A 23,292-nucleotide genomic window follows, 5' to 3' on the forward strand; every position below is an offset into this window, starting at 1 on the left:
AAAACACTAATACTAAGATATTTACAATTTTAATCTCAATAATTTTAGAAATCCGTAATTATATTGTAAATCATCTTTATAAATACTATAGTTATAAATTTAATACGTAGATTCGATTTATGTTTACACTAATACGCAAATATAGAACACCCAGACCTGCAAGCTTAAGCTTGTTAAATCGACGTCGCTAATTTTATACAACAGCAACAAACTCTATATTCATTTTTATTTTTTTATTGTGTACAACTCAACTTTCAAAAGCCTTTCTCAAACTTTAATTATCGCTACCGATAATCATAGTATTGTGCGCCGCTTTTTTCCTCGTCGCCCGTAAGGGTACACTTCTATTTATAGAACTTAGGTGAGTCCGGTTCTGCTTTCAAAACTAAAAATTAATACATTTTATAATTAAAAACCAATTACAATGAAAATTGTTATTGCTGATAAATCGCATAGTATATATGCAGAAATTATTTGCGAAACTATTGCCGAAGCTGCTAAAGTTAGAGGTACTGGTATTGCAAAACGTAAACCAGAATATGTTATTACCAAAATGGAAAATGGTAATGCTGTTATAGCATTAGATGGTGATAAATTTGCAGGCTTCTGTTATATCGAAGCCTGGAGTCATGGAAAATTTGTTGCTAATTCTGGACTTATTGTTCATCCGGATTTCAGAAATCTAGGTCTTGCAAAACAGATTAAAAAAGTCATTTTTGATCATTCTAGAACTAAATATCCAGAGTCTAAAGTATTTAGCATCACTACTGGTTTAGCGGTTATGAAAATGAATAGCGACTTAGGTTACAAACCTGTAACGTTTTCAGAATTAACAGATGACCAATCGTTTTGGAAAGGTTGCCAAACCTGTAAAAATTTCGATGTACTAACAAGAACAGAACAAAAAATGTGCTTATGCACAGGCATGTTATATGATCCTAAAAAGGCTGAAGTTCCAAAAACCGAAAATCATGATCATGATAAAAAAGTTTGGACAAGATTAAAGCTAATAAAACAAAACATGTTTTTAAAAAAAGACAAAAAAGATGAGTAAAAAATTAGTTATAGCATATAGTGGCGGATTAGATACGTCTTACTGTGCAGTAAGTTTAAGTAAAGCCGGTTATGATGTTCACGCCGTTAGTGTGAATACAGGAGGATTTACTAACGATGAAATAAAAACAATAGAGAGCAACGCCTATAAAATGGGAGTTTCTACTTATAAAAATATTGATGCCATTGCATCGTATTACGATAAAGTAATTAAGTATTTAATCTTCGGAAACGTACTTAAAAATAACACATATCCTTTATCTGTTAGTGCTGAACGTATTATCCAAGCCATTGAAATTGCACAATACGCAAAAAGTATTGGCGCTAAATATATAGCACACGGAAGCACAGGAGCCGGAAATGACCAGGTGCGTTTTGATATGATTTTTCAGACTATTGCTCCTGAAATAGAAATCATCACCCCAATTAGAGATGGCAAATTAACTAGACAACAAGAAATTGATTACCTAGTAGAAAACGGAATCGATATGTCCTGGAACAAAGCAAAATATTCAGTAAACAAAGGACTTTGGGGAACTAGTGTTGGTGGAGAAGAAACATTGACTTCAGAAAAACCATTACCAGAATCTGCTTATCCTTCACAATTGAAACATACTGACCCTGAAAAAGTAGTGCTTACATTTTCTAAAGGTGAATTAACAGCTGTTAACGGAGAAGAAAACAGCCCTGAAGTTAATATTGAAGTTTTAAACAATTTAGCTTCTGCTTATGCTATTGGTAGAGATATTCATGTTGGAGATACTATTGTTGGAATTAAAGGGCGTGTTGGTTTTGAAGCTGCTGCAGCCCTAGTTATCATTAAAGCACATCACTTATTAGAAAAACACACGTTGACCAAATGGCAACTGCAACACAAAGATTATTTATCTAACTTCTATGGTATGCATTTACACGAAGGTCAATATTTAGATCCAGTTATGCGAAATATGGAAGCCTTTTTACAAAGCAGTCAAGACATGGTTTCTGGTGATGTTTTTGTAACATTGAAACCATATCACTTCTCATTAGATGGCATTTCTTCTAAACACGATTTAATGAGTGCGAAGTTTGGAAGTTATGGTGAAGAAAATAAAGGTTGGAGTGCAGATGAAGCGAAAGGATTTATTAAAATTTTTGGTAATCAGAATAAGATTTATCAACAAGTAAATAATTAGACACGACCTAACTAACAGGTTTATAAAACCTTGCAGGTCTCAAAATAGATTACAATGAAAAAATTAAAAACAGGAATCATTGGAGGAGCTGGATATACAGCAGGAGAATTAATACGTTTATTGATTCATCATTCTAAAGTAGAAATCGATTTTATTTATAGTACATCTAATGCAGGTAATAAAGTCAGTAAAGTTCACCAAGATTTACTAGGCTCAACTGATTTACTATTTTCAAATGAAATAAACCCCGAAATCGATGTATTATTCTTGTGTTTAGGTCATGGTAATTCTAGAGCGTTTTTGGAGAAAAATAGTTTTTCTGATTCTACTAAAATTATTGATTTAAGTAATGATTTCAGATTAACAAAAGATAAAGTCTTTAATGGAAAAACCTTCATTTATGGTTTACCAGAATTAAATAAAGAAGCGATAAAAAAAGCAAATTATATTGCGAATCCCGGTTGTTTCGCAACAGCAATTCAAATGGCATTATTACCATTAGCAAAAGCTGAAGTTTTACAAAACGATGTACACATTAATGCTGTAACTGGTGCTACAGGAGCAGGAACCTCACTTTCTGCAACGACACATTTTACATATAGAGACAATAATTTTTCGCATTATAAAGCATTCACACATCAACATTTAGGAGAAATAAATCAAACGGTAAATCAATTACAAGGAGATTTTAACTCTGATATCAACTTTATGCCTAATCGCGGAAATTTTTCAAGAGGAATTTTCGCTACACTTTACACAAAGTTCGATGGCAGTTTAGAAGATGCAAAAAAACTGTATTCTGAATTTTATAAAGATGCTGCTTTCACCTTTGTTTCAGACGAAGACATTCATTTAAAACAAGTCGTAAATACCAACAAATGTATCCTTCATTTACATAAACATGAAGATAAATTACTAGTAACAAGCGTTATCGATAATTTATTAAAAGGTGCTTCCGGACAAGCCATTCAAAACATGAATTTGATGTTTGGATATGAAGAAACAGAAGGATTACAATTAAAAGCTAACTATTTTTAACACATATTCAGACCTGTCAGGTTTTAATTAGAATAGAGTTTAATCAAAAAGATAACCGCTTCCGCGGTCAATAAATATGAAAATAGCAATCATAGGAACAGGGAATTTAGGGAAATCTATAGCCAAAGGATTAATCACTAATAACGCCATTACCACACTATACTTAACCAAAAGAAATTTGAATGATATTCAAGATTTGGATGGTTATAAAAATGTAATATTAACATCAGATAATATTGAAGCCGTAAAGCAATCTGACATTTTAATATTTGCCGTACAGCCAACACATTTTGAAAAGATATTGAATGACATAAAACCTCATTTAACAGAAAATCATGTTTTAATTTCTACAATAACTGGATTTTTAATTCCAAAAATTGAAGCCATAGTTGGTACAGATCAATTTGTTATAAGAGCAATGCCAAACACAGCGATTGCTGTTGGTAAATCTATGACTTGTCTGTGTAGTAATGAAAAAGGTAAAAAGCGTATTCAAATTGCCGAAGCTATTTTTAACCGTTTAGGTCACACGTTAGCTATTCCAGAATCTCAAATGCAAGCTGCAACTGTAGTTTGTGCTAGCGGAATCGCTTTTTGGATGCGACTTATTCGTGCAACAACACAAGCCGCTATTCAACTTGGTTTTGATGCAAAAGAAGCACAAGAATTGGCAATGTACACTAGCGAAGGTGCTGCCAATTTATTAATTACAACAGGGAATCATCCTGAAGAAGAAATTGATAGAGTTACCACACCAAAAGGTTGTACCATCGAAGGTTTAAACGAGATGGAGCACAAAGGATTAAGTTCGTCTCTAATTCAAGGTATGGTGGCTTCATTTAACAAGATTAGTAATATTAAAAAAGAACAGATATGAGTTTATTTAATGTGTATCCATTATTCGATATCACACCTGTAAAGGCACAAGACGTGTTTGTTTATGACAAAAACAATACCAAGTACTTAGATCTATATGGTGGTCATGCAGTGATATCTATTGGACATTCGCATCCTAAATACGTGTCTGCAATCACCAATCAAGTTGAAAAACTTGGATTTTACAGCAACTCAATTCAAAACCCTTTACAAGTAGAATTATCCGAGAAATTGGAAGCCCTTTCTGGCTGCAAAGATTACCAATTGTTTTTATGTAATTCTGGAGCAGAAGCCAACGAAAACGCTTTAAAATTGGCATCTTTCCATAATGGAAAAAAGAAAGTATTAGCGTTTAAAAATTCTTTTCATGGTAGAACATCTGCAGCCGTTGCTGCAACCGACAATCCAAAAATTGTAGCACCAATTAATGCCCAACAACAAGTTGATTTTGTAGAATTAGGTGATTTAAATGCTGTTGAAACTATTTTAAAACAAAATGAAACCTGTGCTGTGATTGTAGAATTTATCCAAGGGGTTGGAGGATTAGACCAAAGCACAACGGAATTCTATCAAGGTTTAGAGCAACTTTGCAAACAATATAATACGGCATTAATTGCAGATGAAGTTCAATCTGGCTTTGGGAGAACTGGAGATTTCTTTGCTTTTCAAAAACACAACATTACACCAGATATTATTTCTATAGCCAAAGGCATGGGAAATGGATTTCCGATTGGAGGCATTTTAATTCATCCATCTTTCGAAGCCTCTTTTGGTTTATTAGGAACCACTTTTGGAGGAAATCATCTCGCCTGTGCTGCATCATTATCTGTTTTAGAAGTTATTGAAGAAGAGAACCTCATGCAAAACGCAAAAGAGATTTCAGCTTATTTTATAGATAAAGCAAATACAATTTCAGAAATAAAAAATATAAAAGGAAGAGGCTTAATGTTGGGATTAGAATTCGATTTCCCAATTGCTGAACTTCGTAAAAAGTTGATTTTTAATCAGCATATTTTTACTGGAAGTGCAAAGCATCCGAATTTACTTAGAATTCTTCCGCCTTTAACAATCAAAAAAGAACATGTTGATTTGTTTTTTGAGGCTTTAGAAAGCGAATTGAAAGAAAGAAATAAGGACTAATTTGAAAAACCTTAAAATTAAAGTTTAATTAATGAGATTCCCACTTTCGTGGGAAATGAATATGAAAAATTATACCCAAATAAAAGATATACCAAACCTTTCTGAAACGATTAAGGATGCCATTTTATTAAAAATGAATCCTTTTGAATTTTCAAAATTAGGAAAACGAAAAACCTTGGTCATGTTATTTTTCAATTCAAGCTTAAGAACACGCTTAAGCACTGAAAAAGCAGCGAAAAACTTAGGTTTGGACGTTATGATTTTAAACGTTAATGACGCTTGGAATTTAGAATTTGAAGACGGAACCATAATGAATATGGACAAATCTGAACATGTAAAAGATGCTGCCCAAGTGATTTCACAATATGCAGATATCATTGCTGTGAGAGCATTTCCTAGTTTAACAGACAAAACGAAAGACGAATCGGAATATATTCTTAATAGCTTTAAAAAATACGCAACCGTTCCCATTGTAAATATGGAAAGCGCTACAGCACATCCACTGCAAGCCTTAGCTGATGCGATTACGATTACTGAGCTTACAGAAAAAGTAAAGCCAAAAATAGTATTGTCTTGGGCTCCACACCCAAAAGCATTACCTCAAGCGGTAGCTAATTCGTTTATAGAAATGATGCAAAATTTAGAAGTTGACTTAACCATTACACACCCTAAAGGCTATGAACTAAATGAAGAAATCACCAAAGACACACCAATAAACTACAACCAAGAAGAAGCTTTAAAGGATGCCGATTTTGTTTACGTCAAAAACTGGAGCAGTTATAAAGACTACGGAAAAGTACTAAACCATGATGAGAATTGGATGATGACGAAAGCTAAATTAGGTCATGCAAAATTTATGCATTGCTTACCTGTAAGACGAAATGTAGTTGTTGAAGATGCTGTTTTAGATAGTGATCAATCTGTCGTTATAAAACAAGCCAACAACAGAACCTATGCAGCACAAATTGTGTTGAAGCAGATACTTGAAAATTTATAAGACTTAGCAGGTTTAAAATAAGTAAGTTTAAATAAAAAGATACTCGATTTCGCGAGCACTAAATGAAAACACTAAAAATCATAAAAATAGGAGGAAACATCATTGATAACGACGATGCGTTATCATCATTTATTAAAGATTTTTCGACTATAAAAGGTCCTAAAATTCTGGTTCATGGTGGAGGAAAACTAGCTACAAAATTAGCAACCCAAATGAATATTCCTGTAACAATGATTGAAGGTAGACGCATAACCGATAGTGATACTCTCGATATTATTACCATGGTTTATGCCGGAAAGATTAATAAAAATATAGTCGCACAATTACAGGCTAACAACTGTAATTCTATTGGGTTTTCTGGTGCTGATGGTAATACAATTGTGTCAAACAAAAGACCTACAGAACCTATTGATTATGGTTTTGCAGGTGATGTAAAACAAGTGAATACAGAAACACTAGACATCCTTTTGCAACATAATATTACACCTGTTTTTTGCGCAATTACACATGACAAAAACGGACAATTACTAAATACAAATGCAGATACTATAGCTTCAGAATTAGCGATTGGGTTTGCTTCAATTTATAAGACAGAATTGTATTATTGTTTCGAAAAAAACGGGGTTCTTGAAGATGTAAATAATGATGATTCAGTAATTGAAAACATTAACACAGAAAGCTACCAAACTTTAATTAAAAACGGCATAATTTACGAAGGCATGCTTCCCAAATTAAACAACTGCTTTTACGCTATAAATCATAACGTTGAAAAAGTTTGCATTGGAAAATCAGAAATGCTTTTCAATACAAATACCAAACACACAACCATTACAAAATGATAGAAAAACTTACCACAAAGGCGATTGCATTACTCAAGCAACTTATAGAAACACAGTCATTTTCTTCAAAAGAAGACAACACAGCTTTACTTATTGAAGAATGGTTTAACACGCAAAAGATTCCTTTTAAAAGAGACCATCACAACATTTGGGCAACCAATAAACATTTTGATGACAGCAAACCTACATTATTATTAAACTCACATCACGATACCGTAAAACCCAACAATGGCTATACTAAAGATCCACTAAAAGCTATTGTAGAAGACGGTAAATTATATGGTTTAGGTAGTAATGACGCTGGAGGTTGCTTAGTCTCTTTAATGGCAACATTCACGTATTTCTACAGCAAAAAAGATCTCAACTACAATTTAGTTATTGTGGCTTCTGCCGAAGAAGAAAGCAGTGGACCAAATGGATTAAACAGCATGTTGAGTATCATCCCTGAAATTGATGTTGCTATTGTTGGAGAACCAACACTAATGAATTTAGCCGTAGCCGAAAAAGGTCTAGTTGTTTTTGATGCCAAGGTAAAAGGTACAGCTGGCCATGCCGCACATCCAAACAAAGACAACTCTATTTATAACACTATTGAGGTTTTAAAATGGTTTAAAGATTATCAGTTTGCACGAAATTCACCTGTTTTAGGTGATGTAAAAATGACCGTAACTCAAATTAACGCAGGCAAACAACATAATGCTATTCCTGCTGAAGTTGACTTGGTTATCGATGTTCGTGTCAATGACAAATACACGAATCAACAGATTGAAGAAATTTTAACTAGAAAGTCACCATGCTCAAGTATTAAAGCGCGTAGCTTACGATTGAATTCATCTTCAATTCCTATTAATCACGAATTGGTTGAAGCAGGAATAGAACTTGGAAGAGAAACTTATGGCTCACCAACTTTATCTGATCAAGCTGTCTTAAGTTGTCCTTCTCTGAAATTAGGACCAGGAGATAGCACACGTTCTCATACAGCAGATGAATTTATTTATTTGGCCGAAATTGAAGAAGGGATTGATATTTATATTAAGTTGTTAGAGAAAATATTATAAAGTGCTGTCATTCCTGCGAAAGCAGGAATCCACATACAAACTAAAATTTAAAAAATAGATTCCTGCCCTCGCAGGAATGACAAAAAAAAGAGAAAAGATGAAACTTTGGGATAAAGGATTTTCAATCGATAAAAAAATAGAACAATTCACTGTTGGTAACGACAGAGAAATTGACATGCATATTGCTAAATATGATGTGCAAGCATCTTTAGCACATGCTATAATGTTAGAATCTATCGGAATTATAACTTCTGATGAATTAATCCAACTTAAATCAGGATTAAAGATTTTAGCGGAATCTATAGAAGTTGGAACGTTTATCATTGAAGATTCATTTGAAGACGTACATTCTAAAATTGAGCACGAACTCACCAAAACCTTAGGCGAAGTTGGAAAGAAAATCCATACTGCACGTTCTAGAAACGATCAAGTTTTAGTGGCACTTCAATTGTACTACAAAGAGAATCTTGAAATTATTAACGACAAAACAAAAACGTTTTTTGACACGCTTTTGGGTTTAGCTGACACGTATAAAACCAAATTATTACCAGGCTATACACATCTACAAGTGGCAATGCCATCCTCTTTTGGTCTATGGTTTTCTGCCTATGCAGAATTATTAATTGATGATGTCTATGTCTTAAATGCAGTGTCTAAAATCGCAGATCAAAATCCGTTAGGTTCTGCTGCTGGTTACGGAAGTTCATTTCCAATTGATAGAGATATCACCACCAAAGAATTAGGCTTTTCAACCTTAAAATATAATGTGGTTGCCGCACAATTAAGCAGAGGAAAAAGTGAACGCGCCATTGCAAGTGCTTTAGGCGGACTATGTAACACCATGTCTCGTTTTGCTATGGATATTTGCTTGTATATGAGTCAAAATTTTGGATTTGTAACGTTTCCAGATGAATTAACTACAGGAAGTAGCATTATGCCACACAAAAAGAATCCTGATGTATTTGAATTGATAAGAGGAAAGTGTAATAAAATTCAGGCTTTACATACTGAAATGTTACTAATCACAAACAATTTACCTAGTGGTTATCATAGAGATTTTCAATTATTGAAAGAAAACATCATCAATGCATTTGAAGATGTAAAGGATATTTTAGACATCTTTAATTATTCTATTCAACAAATCATAGTGAAAGATATAGATTTAACTGATGAAAAATATCAATACCTATTTACAGTAGATAGTATTAATAATATGGTTGTTGATGGTATGAGTTTTAGAGAAGCATATCAGAAAATTGGAAGCCAAGTTCAATCTGGAACTTATAAACCGGATTTAGGAAAAGAACACTCTCATATTGGAAGTATTCATAATTTATGCTTAGATGATATTCGTGCTAAGTTTCCGAAATAAATAGTAATTACTTCAAATTCTAGGCTATTTTTAAAAACCTTATAAAATAAAAAAAGCATCTGTTTCCAGATGCTTTTACTTCTACCCTAATAATAGACTTACCCTTAAGATTTATAGTAGTAGAAAGGTTCTATATATTAATTTCATTATAGTCCTACTAAATCTCCTTCTTCATTTTTAGTTGCCAAATCAGATTTACCCATTAAGTAAATATCTACTTGACGAGCAGCTTCTCTACCTTCTGAAATTGCCCAAACAATCAATGATTGTCCACGACGCATATCTCCTGCTGTAAAAATATTTGGCACATTAGTTTGATATTTTCCATAGCTTGCTTTATAATTAGAACGGACATCTCTATCCAAACCCAATTTATCTGCAATGGTTGATTCCGGACCTGTAAATCCTAAAGCTAATAATGCTAAATCACATTTCCATGTTTTTTCTGTTCCTGCAACTTCAATGAGTTTTGGACGCTCTCCTGGAACCATTTCCCATTCCACATTCACCGTTTTTAAAGCCGTTAATTTCCCTTTAGCATTGGTTACAAACTCTTTGGTATTAATTAACCAATTACGCTCTACTCCTTCTTTATGAGATGATGACGTTTTTAACTGCAACGGCCAATATGGCCAAGGTGTCGCTGGTGAACGATGTCCTGGTGGTTTTGGCATAATCTCAAAATTAACTACCGATTTTGCACCTTGACGGTTTGATGTACCAATACAATCTGATCCAGTATCTCCACCACCAATTACAATTACATTTTTACCGGTTGCCAATACTTGATCTTTTATTTTTTGCCCAAAAACAACTTTGGTCTGTTGTGTTAAAAAATCCATCGCTTGCACGACTCCATCAGCTTCAATTCCTGGTGTTGGTAAACTTCTTCTTTCTGTAGATCCTCCACATAAAACAACAGCATCAAATTTTTTCAATTCTTTTACATCGTAATTTACACCAACATTTACGTTAGTTTTAAACACAATACCTTCCGCTTCTAAAATCGCAATACGTCGATCTATAATGCCCTTTTCCATTTTAAAATTAGGAATTCCGTACCGTAATAATCCACCAACAGCATCATCACGTTCAAAAACCGTAACTAAATGTCCTGCTCTATTTAATTGTTGTGCTGCTGCCAAACCTGCAGGACCAGAACCTACAACCGCAATTGTTTTACCTGTTCTATTTTTTGGCGGCTGTGGTTTTATCCAACCCTCTTTAAATGCACGTTCTACTATATTTTTTTCGATATTTTCTATAGAAACAGGATCTTCAATAATACCTAACACGCATGCTTGCTCACATGGTGCTGGACAAAGCCTCCCTGTAAATTCAGGAAAATTATTTGTTGAATGCAATATCCATGAGGCTTTTTGCCATTCTCCTTGATGAACCATATGGTTAAAATCTGGAATTAGATTACCAAGCGGACAACCACTATGACAAAACGGAATTCCACAATCCATACAACGCGAGCCTTGCTCAGTCATGTCCTTATCGTTCAAAGGCACTGTAAACTCATTATAGTTTTTAACACGATCCTTTACAGTTGTGTATTTTTCGTCTTTTCTTTCGAATTCTTTAAAACCTGTTACTTTTCCCATTGTCCTATACTGTTTCTAATTCTTCAACCATTTGTTCCTCTGTCTCTAAACGTTTTAAAGCGCGTTTGTATTCTGTTGGCATAACGCGTACAAAATTGCTTAAACTCGTTTCCCAATCTGCCAATAATCGTGCACCTAATTGACTACCTGTGTGTGCCACATGTTTCTCAATCATAGTTTTTAAATCGTTGGCATCTTTTTTAAGAATTCTTTCAAACTCTATAGTTTCGGTATTACACAAACCATTTACAAATTTATTTTCAGGATCGTAAACGTAAGCAATTCCTCCACTCATTCCAGCGGCGAAGTTTCTACCTGTTTTACCTAAAACAACTACTTTTCCACCTGTCATATATTCACAACAATGATCTCCTACTCCTTCTACAACTGCTATTGCTCCAGAGTTTCTAACCGCAAAACGTTCTCCTGCTATACCATTAATATAAGCCTGACCAGCAACAGCGCCGAATAAGCAAACATTACCAATAATGATATTATCTTCCGCAATAAAAGTTGCTCTAGTTGGTTTCTTTACAATCAATTTAGCTCCAGACAAACCTTTACCTAAATAATCATTAGTATTACCTTCCAGTTTAAAAGTTAATCCGTGAGCGCCAAAAGCACCAAAACTTTGCCCTGCAGAACCTTCAAAATTTATATTTATGGTATCTTCAGGTAATCCTAAATGACCATATATTTTTGATATCTCATTACTCACAATAGCACCAACCGTTCTGTTTATGTTATTGATTTTGTATGAAAGCGTCATCTTCTCTTTTCTATACAACGCACGATGTGAATCTTTTAGAATTTTAAAATCTAGAACATTATCTAAATTATGGTCTTGCTTTTCTGTATTCTTAACCGTCATTTTACTGTAAGCTTCTGACCTATATAAAATCGAAGATAAATCCAAGCCTTTAGCTTTGTAATGTTTGATTGCTTTATTCGCATTTATTTTATGCGTTTGACCAATCATTTCTGACATAGACCGAAATCCTAATTCTGCCATAATTTGTCGTAATTCTTCTGCTAAATAGTAGAAAAAATTAATAACGTGTTCTGGTGTGCCTTTAAAGTTTTTACGCAACGTTTTATCTTGAGTTGCGATACCAACAGGACATGTATTTAAATGACATTTACGCATCATAATACATCCTGAAGCTACCAAAGGTGCTGTTGCAAATCCAAATTCCTCTGCACCTAGTAATGCTGCTATGGCAACATCACGACCTGTTTTTAACTGCCCATCACATTCAACTACAATTCTACTTCTTAAATTATTAAGTACTAAAGTTTGTTGTGCTTCTGCCAAACCAAGTTCCCAAGGTAAACCTGCATGTTTCAATGATGTTAAAGGTGATGCTCCTGTTCCTCCATCATAACCTGAAATTAAAACCACATCTGCTTTGGCTTTTGCAACTCCTGCAGCAATAGTCCCTACTCCAACTTCTGATACTAATTTAACATTAATTCTAGCCTCACGATTTGCATTTTTTAAATCGTAAATTAATTGTGCTAAATCTTCAATAGAATAAATATCGTGATGTGGTGGTGGCGAAATTAAACCTACAAATGGAGTTGAATTTCTTGCCGCTGCAATCCATGGCAATACTTTTTCTCCAGGCAATTGACCACCTTCTCCAGGTTTTGCACCTTGAGCCATTTTAATTTGAATTTCTCTAGCATTTGATAAATAATGAGATGTTACTCCAAAACGACCAGAAGCAACTTGCTTAATAGCAGAATTTCTGCTATCTCCATTTACATCTGGCTGAAAACGTTTTCGGTCTTCTCCTCCTTCGCCTGAATTGGATTTTCCACCAATTCTATTCATTGCAATCGCTAAATTTTCATGTGCTTCTCTTGAAATAGAGCCATAAGACATCGCGCCTGTTTTGAAACGCTTAACAATATCTGTCCATGGTTCTACTTCTTCAATAGGAATAGGATCGATATTATTAAATTCGAATAAACCACGAATGGTCATTAGGTTTTCTGACTGCTCATTAATAGCTTTAGCATATACATCATAACTTGCTTGATCACTTAACCTAACGGCTTGTTGTAATTTCGCAACGGTTGTTGGGTTAAATAAATGCTTTTCGCCATTACGTCGCCATCTATAATCTCCACCAATATTTAAACCTAAACGTTTATCTACTGCTGTATTTGGATAAGCAAACTTGTATCGTTTTTCTATTTCTTTTTCAATTTCATATAAGCCTATACCTTCAATTCTTGAAGCCGTGTATGGGAAATATTTTTCGACAAACTGAGAATTAAAACCTACAATTTCGAAAATCTGAGAACCTCTATAAGAACGCAATGTTGAAATCCCTATTTTATTCATCACTTTCAAAATTCCTTTCCCAATAGCTTTATTAAAATTATCGACAGCTTTTTGCTCATCCATACCTGTAATAAAACCTTCTTTTACTTGCGCTCTAATAATTTCATTTACCATATACGGATTTACAGCACTGGCTCCATATCCAAATAATGTTGCAAAATGATGTGGCTCACGTGGTTCTGCAGATTCAATAATAATATCAAAATATGAACGCTTACGTAAACGATTCATTTGGTGAGTTACATAAGAACACGCTAATAATGCAGGAATTGGTGCCAACTCCTTACTCACGCCTCTATCTGACAAAATAATGATATTTGTCTTTCTTACTATTGCCTTTTCAATCTGAACAATTATGTGATCTAAAGCATCTTCTAGACCATTAAGACCTCTATCTTTTTGATATAACATTTCAATAGTTTCAGCTTTAAAACCTTCTACTTCGATATGTCTTATTTTTTCTAAATCGTCATTTGAAATTACTGGATTTTGAATTTTTAACTTTCTACATTGTCTATCTGTGATGCTAAAAATATTTCTATCCTTACCTAACGATAAACTAATATCTGTTACAATTTCTTCTCTAATACCATCTAAAGGTGGGTTTGTAACTTGCGCAAATAATTGTTTAAAATAGTTTGAAATTAACTGTGGTTTATTAGACAAAACAGCTAAAGGTGTATCAATCCCCATTGACCCTAAAGCTTCTTTACCTACTATAGCCATTGGCGTGATAACTTCTTGAATATCTTCAAACGTATAATTAAACAAACGTTGTCTTGTTTTAATATCTAATAGTTCTATTGGACACGTTTCTCCTGTGTACGGAATATCTTTTAAGTGTAATCTTGTTTTATCTAACCATTCTTGATATGGTCGCTCGCTTACAATTTTACTTTTAATTTCTTCATCATTGATGATACGACCTTGATTCATGTCTACCAAAAACATTTTCCCTGGTTCTAAACGGCCATGACTTTCTACATCTGCTGGATCAATATCTACGACTCCAATTTCAGAAGACATAATCAATTTCCCACTTTTAGTAACCGTATATCGCGATGGTCTTAACCCGTTTCTATCGAGTAAAGCTCCAATATAATTACCATCTGTAAAAGGTACTGAAGCTGGACCATCCCAAGGTTCCATAATACAAGCATTATAATCGTAAAATGCTTTACGTTCCGGAGACATTGTTGCATGTTTTTCCCAAGCTTCAGGAATCATCATCATCATTACTTCTGGTAAAGAACGCCCTGTATGTGTTAATAATTCTACAACCATATCCATAGATGCAGAATCGGATTTACCTGGTAAAATAATTGGAAATAATTTATCTATTTGTGGTCCAAAAACATCACTTTTCATGATCTCTTCGCGGACACGCATTCTACTAACATTTCCACGTAGTGTATTGATCTCTCCATTCTGACACATAAATCGGAAAGGCTGAGCCAATTCCCAAGTAGGCATTGTATTAGTTGAAAATCGCTGATGCACTAAAGCTAAACGTGTTACTAAATCATCTTCTTGTAAATCTTTATAATAAGGCCCAATATCTTCAGGCATAATTATACCCTTATATATCAATGTATTAGTAGACAAACTAGACACATAAAAGTATGAACTCTGTGACATTTTAGATTTTGCTACTGTATGTTCTGTTATTTTCCGTGCAGCATATAATTTTGCCTTGAATGCATCTTCTGAAACCTCGTTAGATTTCCCAACAAATAGTTGCTCAATATTAGGCTCTGAAGCCAGAGCAATTTCACCTAATTGTGTTGAATCTACAGGCACTTCCCTCCATCCAATAATAGAAAGTCCTTGTGCTATTATTTCTTTTTCAAAAGTATCTTTACAAAACTTATACTGGTTCCTGTTTTTTGGCAAAAACACCATACCAACAGCATATTTACCTTTAACTGGAACTTTAAAACCACAAACACGCTTAAAATAAGCATGAGGTATATCGATTAATAAACCTGCTCCATCTCCCGTTTTTCCATCTGAACTTACACCTCCTCGATGCTCCAATTTTACAAGAATCTCTAAAGCGTCATGTATAATTTGATTTGTCTTTTCTCCCTTAAGATTACAGATAAATCCTGCACCACAATTTTCGTGTTCAAATTCTGGTAAATAAAGGCCTTGTTTTTTAAACATAATTAAGCATATTTTAAAAGGGTTTTACCCCTTATTTATGCTCTAATATATACGCAAAAAATTAATAAAAAAAATAGTTGAAACAATTTTCCCATATCACTAGTAAAGGGCATTTTGAATGAAAATCTTGCAATAATAACGAGATATACTACTAATTAACCAATGAATAATATTCAACATAATTCTAAAATTCTTGAGAAATCGTTTTTAAAAGCATAAAAACTTTATAAATAGCGCACAAAAATCACAATTTCTAATCAATTTACTCAATTTCAAATTATTGATATATCAAAAAAAACGCTCAAATTAATTTTAACCCTAAAATTTATAGGGTATAAAATTGAATATTCATAAAAATTACATTTTAACCCTCTATTTTTTAGGGTATAATTTAATATTACATAGATTTGAACTGAACTAACTATTTAAATATAATAATTATGAAAAAAATTCTAACATCAGCATTACTATTGGCATCAGTAGTATTAACAGCACAAGACTCTACTGAAGTCGCAAAGAAATTCACAGTATCAGGTAGTGTAGATGCTTATTTTCAAACTTATATATCTGCACCTGACGACGTTGGAGCGTCTTTTGGTACTGCTTTCGCTGATCAAACTGGTTTTGCTTTAGGCATGGGAAACATCATCGCCAGCTACGAAAGTGGTAAAGTAGGTGCTGTTCTTGATTTAGTTACAGGACCAAGAGGTGCTGCAGCAACTTTTAATAGTGATATTGTTGATGGTATTGTAAACCAAGCATACGTTTACTGGAATGTTTCTGAGAACACCACTTTAACCATGGGACGTTTTAATACATATTTAGGCTATGAAGTTATTGCTCCTGCAGCAAACTTTAACTACAGCACATCTTATTTATTTTCTAGCGGACCTTTCTCTCATATGGGTTTAAAAGCAGATTTTGCTTTATCTGATGATTTTAGCTTAATGTTAGCCGTTATGAATCCTTGGGATACTAACAACACTTCTACAACTGGTGAATACTCATTCGGAGCACAATTAGGCTATTCTGGTCAATATTTAAATTTTTACTATGATAGTGGAAACAATGGAGGATTAGGTTTCGAAGTTGACTATACAGGTGGTTTTGATGTTTCTGAAGAATTTTTCTTAGGAATTAACGCGGCATACAATGACAATGATGGAAGTGGTTTTTACGGAGCTGCATTATACCCACAATACGCTACATCTGATGATTTTAGCATTGGATTAAGAGGTGAATATTTCGCATTACATGGAGATGACGACAGTATCGATTATCCTAGCGTATTAGGATTAACATTAACAGGTAGCTACACTGTAGATAGCAACTTAATCATTAAGCCAGAGTTTAGATTAGATTCTTTAACTGATGCAGATGGAGGTATATATGGAAATGTTGTAGACAATGATGGTGTAGCAGCTAGTAGCTTAAGCGCATTTACATTAGCAGCTATTTATACATTCTAACAAACAAAAAACACTAACTAACACCAATAATTATGACAGATAATTTTTTAACAATACTCCCAAATCTAGTCGTAGCACAAGATGTTGTAGCGGCTACAACAAAAGACGTTGAAGACGCGGTAAGCGCAATCAATGGAGACATGGGAATGCTTTGGATGCTACTTTCTGGTATCTTAGTATTTTTTATGCAAGCAGGTTTTACACTTGTTGAAACAGGAATGACACGCTCAAAAAACGCAGCTAACATAGCCATGAAAAACCTACTCGACATTTGTGTAGGATCATTAACATACTGGTTAGTTGGATATTCATTAATGTACGGAGACACTTCTAATGGATGGTTTTTTTGGAGTGGACTAATGCAAGGTGAAGGAGCAGATTTATTCTTCCAAACTATGTTTGCGGCAACTGCAGCAACTATTGTATCAGGAGCAATTGCAGGACGAACAAAGTATTCAACATACATTATATTTTCAATAGTAATGACTGCTTTAATTTACCCAATAGCTGGTGGATGGCAATGGCAAGGTTCTGGTTGGTTAACTGAATTAGGATTTATTGATTTTGCTGGATCTTCTATTGTACACTCTGTTGGTGGATGGGCTGCACTTGTAGCTGCATTTATGGTAGGACCTAGAATAGGTAAATATGTAGATGGTAAAGTTTTCTCTATACCAGGACACAACCAAATTCTTGCAACCTTAGGTGTTTTTATACTTTGGTTAGGATGGTTTGGATTTAATGGTGGATCTCAATTAGCATGGGGAGGAGCAGATGCAATCGCAGCTTCTAACGTTGTTTTAATTACAAATTTAGCAGCAGCAGCTGGTGGATTAGCTGCTTTAATAACAACATGGATCTGGTATGGTAAACCAAATTTACCTCAAACATTAAACGGTGCATTAGCAGGATTAGTAAGCATAACAGCAGGTTGTGGAAACATGTCTGCATTTGGAGCTCTTGCTGCAGGACTCATAGGAGGTATCTTAGTTGTATTCTCTATTGAGTTTATTGAGAAAAAACTTAAAATTGATGATGCTATTGGTGCAGCTTCTGTACATGGAGTCGCTGGAGCTTGGGGAACACTTGTTATTGGCCTTTGGGGAATTGATGGAGACACAGGAATAGGCTTATTTAATGGTGGTGGATTCACACAACTAGGTGCACAAGCTACAGGTGTTTTAGCTTATGCAGCTTGGTCTGTTGGATTATCATTCATTATCCTTAAAATCTTAAAATCTACGATAGGTCTTCGTGTTTCTGAAGAAGAAGAAATAGTTGGTCTTGATCTCTCTGAACATGGCGAAATTGCTTTCCCAGGAAAAAGAGATAGAGGATAAACTCTCAAAAACAATAATCATATAATATTTGATTATTATTTAAATCTTAATTTTAGTTCTAACAAAAGAACCTTTAAAGCCTATGCTTTAGAGGTTCTTTTTTGTTTTACAAAGTATCTAGAAACTCCTATCAAAAGAACAATTTAGCACCTCTACATTTTAAACCAAACAAGCAACCCAAAAACCAAAACTTATATAAGCACAACAACACTCATTGAAGCAACCACAAACTCAATGGACCTTGAGTTAAAATAAAAAACTACACAAAAGAGATTATTTTAACCTCAACACGTATTTACTAATTATTTTATCAGAGCTTTAAGTCCATGTTATTTTATTATAAACAGAAATAACACATAACATATTTAAGACAAAAAAAAATAGCCTTCTAAGTATAAAACTTAGAAGGCTATTTTATTATATAAAATTATAATTCTTAAGCTGAATTACGACTTGCATTAATATTACCAAACAACGAACGCATTACCATTTTCTCAAAAATCTTCATTTGCTCATCATCAGGTTTAACACCAGATTTTTCAAGCTCTTGAATCTTTTTTAATGCATATTGCTGAATAGTCAATAAAGGTAAAACTATAGATTCCCTTACCGCAATAGAAGCTTTACCTGCAGGCTCTTCTTGCATTAACTCACTGTAACCTGTTAGTTTTAGTATTAAACGTTTAGATGTTTCATATTCATTATAAATGATAGTCCAAAATTCTCCGTACTCAGGATCATCAGCCATATACCTTGTCAATCCAAAGAATGACTTAGACAACGACATCATACTATTTTCAATTAAAGTTTTAAAGAAATCTGATGTTTTAAACAACGTTTGAACTTTTTCAAATTCACCTGCATCCTCATAATGCTTCAATGCTGTACCCACACCAAAAAAGCCTGGTACATTTTGTTTCAATTGACTCCAAGATCCTACGAATGGAATCGCTCTTAAATCCTCAAACACTAAACCTTCAGATTTTCCACGTTTAGATGGACGACTTCCAATATTAGTTTTAGCATAATACTTCAAAGTACTCATATTTTCTAAATATGAAATAAATTTTGGATGTGCTTTAAAACCAGAATATGCTGTGTAGCTTCGCTCTGACAAATCTGTCATAACACTTCTATCTTCATCAGACATGGTTAAATCTTTTTCACTAATACTATTACCAATACCTGAACTAATTAATTGTTCAAGATTATATTGAGACGATTCTAAAGTTCCAAAATTAGAACTTATTGTCTGCCCTTGTATAGTTAATTGTACTTCTTCATCTTCTATTGTTGGTCCTAGAGATGCATAAAAATTATGTGTTTTTCCACCACCACGAGCTGGAGGTCCACCTCTACCATCAAAGAAAATAACTTTAATTCCATGTGCTCTAGATACTGTTGTTAAATTTTCTTTTGCTTTATAAATAGCCCAATTAGCCATTAAATAACCGCCATCTTTAGTACCATCACTAAAACCTAGCATTATTGTTTGCTTATTTCCTCTTGATTTTAAATGTGCTGCATATTCAGGATTTGTATACAACTCCTCCATTACTGCAGGTGCATTTTCTAAATCTGTTATGGTTTCAAAAAGCGGCCCAATATCTACGGTTAATTTATCTTGAAAAGCGACCAAATTCAACATTGCAAATAATTGCATAACGTTGAGAGTGGTTTGATTGTTACTAATAATATATCTATTTGCAGCCTTTTCACCATTCGTTTCTTGAATCGTTTTAATAGCTTTCATCGTCTGCAAAGCTTTTAATGTTTCCTCATCTTTAATTAAAGACAAATCAACCTCTCCTTTCGCTTTCGATAAAATCTTAACTTGATCTGCTTCAGGTAGTTCATGATAATCTCTCGGAAAAATATCGCTTCCGCTTTCAATTAAAGCATTCACCATATCATTAAAAAACTGATCATGCTTTCTACTATCTTGTCTAATATCTAGGTTCGCAAAATGGAACCCAAAAAGATGAACCTTATTCATTAAGCTATTTACCTCAGATACATAAAGCGATTGATGCTTATCTACAATAACATCTTTAATCTCTTTTAATGCTGAAGCAAAACTCTCTACTGTTAACGTTGAGGTTTTATTAGTAATAATTTTATAAAGTTCCGTTTCTAAGACTACAATTTTTTCTTCGACACCTTCAAAGGTTAATTTTCGTCTTAATTGACGTGCGTCTCTGTAGTAATTCTTAATTATAGTATCTCGTAATCTTTTTGCTACGTTTAGCGTAATTTCAGGAGTAACAAACGGGTTTCCATCTCTATCTCCACCTGGCCAAAAACCAATATTAATAATATCGTTTTCTATTTGTTTACCATCAAAAATGTTCTGCTGAATGTAATCATAAATGGTACCAAAAGATTTGTAAAAAACATTCTCTAAATACCAGATTAAACTCACAGCCTCATCATAAGGTGATGGTTTTTTATCTTTAAAAAATGGAGTCTTTCCTAGCTGTGCTAACAATTCATTAATCCGAAGTAAATCATTCTCACGAATAGCTTCTGTTAGATCTGTAATAATTCCTAAAACAGAACCTGGATAAAACTGTGTAGGATGCGCTGTTAAAACAATACGAACCTTAAACTCTTCTAAATATTTTTTAAGCGTCTCTAATTTACCTTCTGCAGAAACCGTTTCTTTTAAATTACGAAGCGTTCCAATACCATCCATGTTATTAACAACAGGGAAAGAGGCATCTTCAATAGCATCAAACAAAACCACTTGACGTTCTATATATTGAATAAACCGGAACAACAAATTAATCTGACTTTGAGACGAGCGTCTGGCTTGATATTTATTAAAGAACGTTTCAACTATGGTTGTTGGGTCTTCTTTTTTAATAAATCCTTTTTGACAAGTCTCATGGAACAATGGTAATAATGCTCCTGTTTTTGTAACGCTATCAAACGGCAATGTCATAAATATACTGTTGTATATCTGATACTTTGACATTACGTTTTGATTAAATCGAGTAAGCTTTGGCTGTGTTGGCATTTAATTATATGATTGTAGATTGACCTAAATGAATGTTCTTAAAATTAAGATTGGTATCTTTTGGATTAAAAATAAAATCCTCAATAAAGTCACCAACATTAGAGGTCGTCACTGTATTTATCACCGAATTTATATCTGGTGTAGTAATGTTTAATTTTAATGATTTTTCTACTGCTAACCTAATTAATTCGGCTTCATTATGCAATTCAAAATGCGATAATAACATTGCAGCAGACAAAATAGACGCAATAGGGTTTGCTATACCTTTGTTTGCAGCTTGAGGGTAAGACCCATGAATTGGCTCAAACATAGCATACTTATCTCCAACCGAAGCTGAAGCTAATAAACCTATTGAACCTCCAATAACACTAGCCTCATCGCTAATGATATCTCCAAACATATTTTCCGTTAAAATCACATCAAATTGTTTTGGATTTAAGATCATTTGCATAGCTGCATTATCTACAAACAAAAAGTCTAGAGTAACATCTGGATACTGTTCTGCAACTTCTTTTACTACTTTTCTCCAAAGTCTAGACGACTCTAACACATTAGCCTTATCAACTAAGGTTACTTTATGGCTTCTGTTTTCTGCAGCAACAAATGCGAGATGTGCAATACGCTCAATTTCTTCGCGAGAATAACCACATAAATCTGAAGCGAAATTACCATCTTCTGATAAATATTTTTCCCCAAAATAAATACCTCCAGTCAATTCTCTATAGATAGAAATATCAGTTCCTTCTATGATATGTTTCTTTAGAGGAGATTTATCTAACAACGTTTTATACGCTTTAACAGGTCTAATATTTGCATATAAACCTAATTCTTTACGCAATTTAAGCAAACCTTGTTCCGGACGTACTTTTGCTGATGGATCGTTATCATATTTAGGATCTCCAATGGCTCCAAACAAAATAGCATCTGTATTTTTACACAGCTCTAATGTTTTTTCTGGCAAAGCATCATTATGCTTATCTATGGCAACAGCTCCAACATCTGCTGTTGTAAATTTAAAATTGTGATTAAATTCTGAAGCGATAGCTTTCAAAGCTTTTACTGCTTGATTTGTTACTTCTGGACCAATACCATCACCTGGTAAAATTGCTATATTTAATTTCATCAAAAAAATTGTTTCCAGATTAACGGAAATCTTACGTTTAGTTAATATATTTTATGAGCTTCAAAAGCTTCAATCTGTTCTTTATTATTTACAAGATAATCAATATCATCGTAACCATTGATCATACAGGTCTTTTTATAAGCATCAATTTCAAAATCTTCTAATAATTCTGAATCTGGAACAGAAATCGTTTGATTTTCGAGATTAACAACTAACTCTGTCTGTGGATTAGACACTACTAGACTAAGTAAGTCACTTAAAAAATCCTTAGAGACTTGCACAGGCAGCAATCCATTATTTAATGCATTTCCTTTAAAAATATCTGCAAAAAAACTAGATACAACCACTTTAAAACCAAAGTCTGTAATTGCCCAAGCCGCATGCTCTCTACTGGATCCACACCCAAAATTATCTCCAGCAACTAGTATCTGACCAGAGTATTTAGTGTCATTTAAGACAAAATCTTTATTAATCTCACCTGTTTTATCGTATCTCCAATCTCTAAAGACATTATCTCCAAATCCTTTTCTGTCCGTTGCTTTTAAAAAACGCGCTGGTATAATTTGATCTGTATCTACATTCTCAATATTTAATGGAATGGCTCTAGATTTTAATGTTGTAAATTTTTCCATAGTAATGCCCACAAAAGTGGATATCTTCTTTT

General features: G+C 33.6%; 16 protein-coding genes. 11 read left to right on the top strand and 5 right to left on the bottom strand.

Features of this window, described 5'->3' with window-relative positions; all coding sequences use genetic code 11:
• The first annotated feature begins 424 nt into the window (after positions 1-424).
• From HM981_RS02650 to argH, 9 genes are all read left to right on the top strand, one after another.
• Complete coding sequence (locus HM981_RS02650) at positions 425-1,054, top strand: GNAT family N-acetyltransferase (RefSeq protein ID WP_179337033.1); 630 nt, start codon at positions 425-427, stop codon at positions 1,052-1,054.
• Complete coding sequence (locus HM981_RS02655; RefSeq protein ID WP_179337034.1) at positions 1,047-2,228, top strand: argininosuccinate synthase; 1,182 nt, start codon at positions 1,047-1,049, stop codon at positions 2,226-2,228. Before HM981_RS02650 ends, HM981_RS02655 begins: the two co-directional genes overlap by 8 nt.
• A 54-nt stretch (positions 2,229-2,282) precedes the next feature.
• The gene (gene argC / locus HM981_RS02660) at positions 2,283-3,266 is read left to right on the top strand and encodes an N-acetyl-gamma-glutamyl-phosphate reductase (protein ID WP_179337035.1); all 984 of its coding nucleotides are present in this window, start codon (positions 2,283-2,285) and stop codon (positions 3,264-3,266) included.
• A 76-nt stretch (positions 3,267-3,342) separates the two neighbouring features.
• Entirely contained in the window at positions 3,343-4,143 is an 801-nt protein-coding gene (gene proC, locus HM981_RS02665; protein WP_179337036.1) for a pyrroline-5-carboxylate reductase, read from the top strand.
• On the top strand, positions 4,140-5,282 hold the full coding sequence (locus HM981_RS02670; RefSeq protein WP_179337037.1) for an aspartate aminotransferase family protein: 1,143 nt from the start codon (positions 4,140-4,142) through the stop codon (positions 5,280-5,282). The genes proC and HM981_RS02670 overlap by 4 nt, the downstream gene beginning before the upstream one ends.
• A gap of 61 nt (positions 5,283-5,343) precedes the next feature.
• Positions 5,344-6,279: a Rossmann-fold NAD(P)-binding domain-containing protein gene (locus tag HM981_RS02675; RefSeq protein ID WP_179337038.1), complete on the top strand. Its 936-nt coding sequence runs from the start codon at positions 5,344-5,346 to the stop codon at positions 6,277-6,279.
• 62 nt (positions 6,280-6,341) lie between these two features.
• Entirely contained in the window at positions 6,342-7,118 is a 777-nt protein-coding gene (gene argB, locus HM981_RS02680) for an acetylglutamate kinase (RefSeq protein WP_179337039.1), read from the top strand.
• Complete coding sequence (locus HM981_RS02685) at positions 7,115-8,176, top strand: M20 family metallo-hydrolase (RefSeq protein WP_179337040.1); 1,062 nt, start codon at positions 7,115-7,117, stop codon at positions 8,174-8,176. The genes argB and HM981_RS02685 overlap by 4 nt, the downstream gene beginning before the upstream one ends.
• Positions 8,177-8,273: 97 nt before the next feature.
• Complete coding sequence (gene argH / locus HM981_RS02690; RefSeq protein WP_179337041.1) at positions 8,274-9,548, top strand: argininosuccinate lyase; 1,275 nt, start codon at positions 8,274-8,276, stop codon at positions 9,546-9,548.
• Between the two features lie 146 nt (positions 9,549-9,694).
• Here argH and HM981_RS02695 read toward each other — a convergent pair whose 3' ends face one another.
• Together HM981_RS02695 and gltB are read right to left on the bottom strand one after the other, a co-directional pair.
• Positions 9,695-11,158, bottom strand: a complete 1,464-nt coding sequence (locus HM981_RS02695) for a glutamate synthase subunit beta (protein WP_179337042.1) — start codon at positions 11,156-11,158, stop codon at positions 9,695-9,697.
• Between the two features lie 4 nt (positions 11,159-11,162).
• Positions 11,163-15,677 carry a glutamate synthase large subunit gene (gene gltB / locus HM981_RS02700; protein ID WP_179337043.1) on the bottom strand — a complete coding sequence of 1,505 codons (4,515 nt, stop codon included), beginning with the start codon at positions 15,675-15,677 and terminating at the stop codon, positions 11,163-11,165.
• A gap of 440 nt (positions 15,678-16,117) precedes the next feature.
• On the opposite strand from gltB, the gene HM981_RS02705 reads away from it, so the two are divergent.
• Together HM981_RS02705 and HM981_RS02710 are read left to right on the top strand one after the other, a co-directional pair.
• Complete coding sequence (locus tag HM981_RS02705) at positions 16,118-17,146, top strand: outer membrane beta-barrel protein (RefSeq protein ID WP_179337044.1); 1,029 nt, start codon at positions 16,118-16,120, stop codon at positions 17,144-17,146.
• A 140-nt stretch (positions 17,147-17,286) separates the two neighbouring features.
• On the top strand, positions 17,287-18,486 hold the full coding sequence (locus HM981_RS02710) for an ammonium transporter (protein WP_394351700.1): 1,200 nt from the start codon (positions 17,287-17,289) through the stop codon (positions 18,484-18,486).
• A gap of 436 nt (positions 18,487-18,922) precedes the next feature.
• On the opposite strand, the gene HM981_RS02715 is transcribed toward HM981_RS02710, so the two are convergent.
• The 3 genes from HM981_RS02715 to leuD are packed head-to-tail and all read right to left on the bottom strand — an operon-like array spanning position 18,923 to position 23,260.
• Entirely contained in the window at positions 18,923-21,505 is a 2,583-nt protein-coding gene (locus HM981_RS02715) for a phosphoenolpyruvate carboxylase (protein WP_179337046.1), read from the bottom strand.
• Positions 21,506-21,509: 4 nt separating this feature from the next.
• Entirely contained in the window at positions 21,510-22,628 is a 1,119-nt protein-coding gene (gene leuB, locus HM981_RS02720; protein WP_179337047.1) for a 3-isopropylmalate dehydrogenase, read from the bottom strand.
• A 41-nt stretch (positions 22,629-22,669) separates the two neighbouring features.
• On the bottom strand, positions 22,670-23,260 hold the full coding sequence (leuD, locus tag HM981_RS02725; protein ID WP_179337048.1) for a 3-isopropylmalate dehydratase small subunit: 591 nt from the start codon (positions 23,258-23,260) through the stop codon (positions 22,670-22,672).
• Positions 23,261-23,292: the final 32 nt, after the last annotated feature.

This window comes from Winogradskyella ludwigii, from assembly GCF_013403985.1.
Classification (GTDB): domain Bacteria; phylum Bacteroidota; class Bacteroidia; order Flavobacteriales; family Flavobacteriaceae; genus Winogradskyella; species Winogradskyella ludwigii.